The organism is Flavobacterium branchiophilum NBRC 15030 = ATCC 35035 (genome assembly GCF_002217205.1).
Classification (GTDB): Bacteria; Bacteroidota; Bacteroidia; order Flavobacteriales; family Flavobacteriaceae; genus Flavobacterium; species Flavobacterium branchiophilum.
This window is the reverse complement of record NZ_MUGT01000212.1, coordinates 1-2,534: the sequence shown is the minus strand read 5'-3', so window position 1 is coordinate 2,534 and position 2,534 is coordinate 1. Positions and strand designations below refer to the sequence as shown.

The following is a 2,534-nucleotide window of genomic DNA, read 5'->3' as shown; positions in this document are numbered from 1 at the left end:
TTTGCGTAAGATGAGTAATAATCTAATCTTGCAAAAGGCTTGTCTGTAAAGAATTTTGAATTGTTATAATCATTTATGGTCAATGCGTATCCAACTTCTAGATTTGGTAAATTTTTGTAATTGGTAGATGCAGATATGGTATAGTTTTGTGTGTAACTATCTGTTGTGATTAAACTTCCGTTTTGAATATTATTAAATTTTGACCAACTCAAATTGGTAGAAAAATTGGCTTTATACCTTTTTAAAAAAGATCTTCCATAAGCTCCTCTTGCACTCAAGGACTCATCTGCAAATTGAGAATTAAATGGCAACGATGTTTGGTTTACGCCATTGAAAACCGAACTTGTTTTTATTGCATCTACCGTTCTAGAATAGTTTAAAAATGCCGAAATATTCTCCATATTAAACATATTATACTTGAAATATCTCAAAGAATGTGTTTGTTGTGTGGCATTTTCTAGCGTTCTAACACCTGCTGTAAGGTTATTGTAGTTGCTAAATATAAAGCCTTCTGCAAGTTTATTGATATCCGTAAAACTGTTGGTTATTGCAAAATTATAGGTCAACGATTCTGCCTTCTTTATCTGATAAATAGCTAAAAAATCTGGCAATAGTTTATTAAATTTTCTACTAAAATCTGTTCCTTTTTGAGTATTTTTCATGTCAAAGGTGTGCAAACTCAAACCAGGTGTAAATGTAAATTTGCCTATCAATATTTTATAATGAAGACCCAAAAATATATCACTGAAATTATAATTTACTTTATTGTTATTGGACTGATCTGTTAGCTCATTTACTGCATTATTGTCCAATATTTGAAACATATTGGAATTGAAATTTTGATGCGAAAAAGTAGTTCCAACGGTTATGTTTATATTGCTTTTATTGGTTAGCATATAATAGTAATCTACTTTTGCATCTATTTTGTTTGTTTTTACAAATCTATTTTGGTTGATGTTGTTTCTGTTTTGCCCTGTTACATACCCAGATAAATTGAAGGGTTGCGATTGAAGGTTGGCATTATAAAATGGGTTTTCATCTTGATACAGATGTTGCATTTCTATTGCATAAATATTCTTGTCGTTTTGTGTGAAATAAATACTCAAATTTTGATTTACAGATACAGGTGTCTGGTTTTTGTTTGACAAAATAGATTCTGTAAGCGAAGTGTTGTTTACAACAGACTCTCGTAATAAGTCGCTAGCCTCATTTTGTTTAGAAAATTTGGTCAATACATCATAATCCATTTGAAACTTTGCATTTGGCTTGTATGACGAACTGAGTTTGAACAAACCTAAATCATTTCGTTGATGTGCTATGTCTGTTTTATTTTCTGTTGATGCAATTGCAGACGAATTGGGCTTCAAATTGTTTACTTGTGATGTAGTTAACAAATCTGTTTTGCTTGATGACAAAATACCAAATCCGCTCAAACTCCAAGATTTTGTAACATTATAAGAAAAATTGGTTGCCCCAAATTGTGTGTTTATTTCACTTGCTCTATTGTTTCTCAGCAGTGAAATCCCTAAGTCATTGGAAGCTATGTTAAAACTACTACCTCCTTTTGCCATCATGTTTCTAAAACCGCCTGTGAGTTTAAAATAATCCTGAATTGTAAGTGGCAACTCGCCAATATTATTAAAATTGGTTATTAGATTGACGCTATATTTGGGATTATAATAAAACAATTTTGGGTTTATAATATACCTTTTTGTGTCATTTATACCTGCTCCTGCGGTAACATCACCAAACCAGAAATTCTTTTTCCCAGATTTCAGTTTGATGTTCATTGCCACATTATCTTGGTTGTTTTCTACCCCTTTCAATATCGAATTTTCATTATAATTTCGCAAAACTTGTACTTTGTCTATTGCATCTGCTGGAATGTTTTTTACGCCAAGTTTGGTGTCTCCGTCAAAAAAATCTTTACCTTCCACCATTAGTTTAGAAACTTTTTTTCCTTCTACTTCAACTTCTCCATCAGCATTTACTTCTACTCCGGGTAATTTTTTCAACACATCTTCTAGTTTTCTTTCTGTTCCAGATTTAAAAGAATCGGCATTATACACAATGGTGTCTCCCTTTATAGACACAGGCATTTCTCTCACAATTTCTACATCGTTCAAGGCAATACCGCTATATTCCATTGTTATGTTTTGTACTATATTCTCTCCTTTGGTTGCAACTGTCATTTCTTTGTTTTGCATGCCAATAAAACTCAATTTTATTGTATAATTGCTATTTGCCTTTAGATTCAGCACAAATTTTCCTTTGTCATTCAATGTCGTTAAGTTAAGCAAATGTATAAAAAAGCCAATAGAATAGGCACTTTTTCTGAATTTATTACTTGATTTATTTTGTAGTTATAATTTTTATATTTACATTTACAGGGTATATAGGGGGTAACTCTATTGCATTAAAAACATTAGAATATAGAGAAAATTTAACATTAAATATTGACTATGAGCTTAATAACGAAGCATTCGTCAGCTGTTCAAAAGACGGCAGTGAAGGGGTATTTACTAGAGATAGAA

The 2,534-nt window shown here is 31.4% G+C and carries 2 protein-coding genes; one reads left to right on the top strand and one right to left on the bottom strand.

Features of this window, described 5'->3' with window-relative positions; all coding sequences use genetic code 11:
- Positions 1 to 2,207 (bottom strand): TonB-dependent receptor (locus tag B0A58_RS15930; protein WP_243389522.1); only part of this gene is annotated, 2,207 nt, incomplete at its 3' end.
- 140 nt (positions 2,208 to 2,347) lie between these two features.
- On the opposite strand from B0A58_RS15930, the gene B0A58_RS16720 reads away from it, so the two are divergent.
- The coding region (locus B0A58_RS16720) for a hypothetical protein (RefSeq protein ID WP_207758874.1) at positions 2,348 to 2,534 on the top strand (187 nt) is incomplete at its 3' end.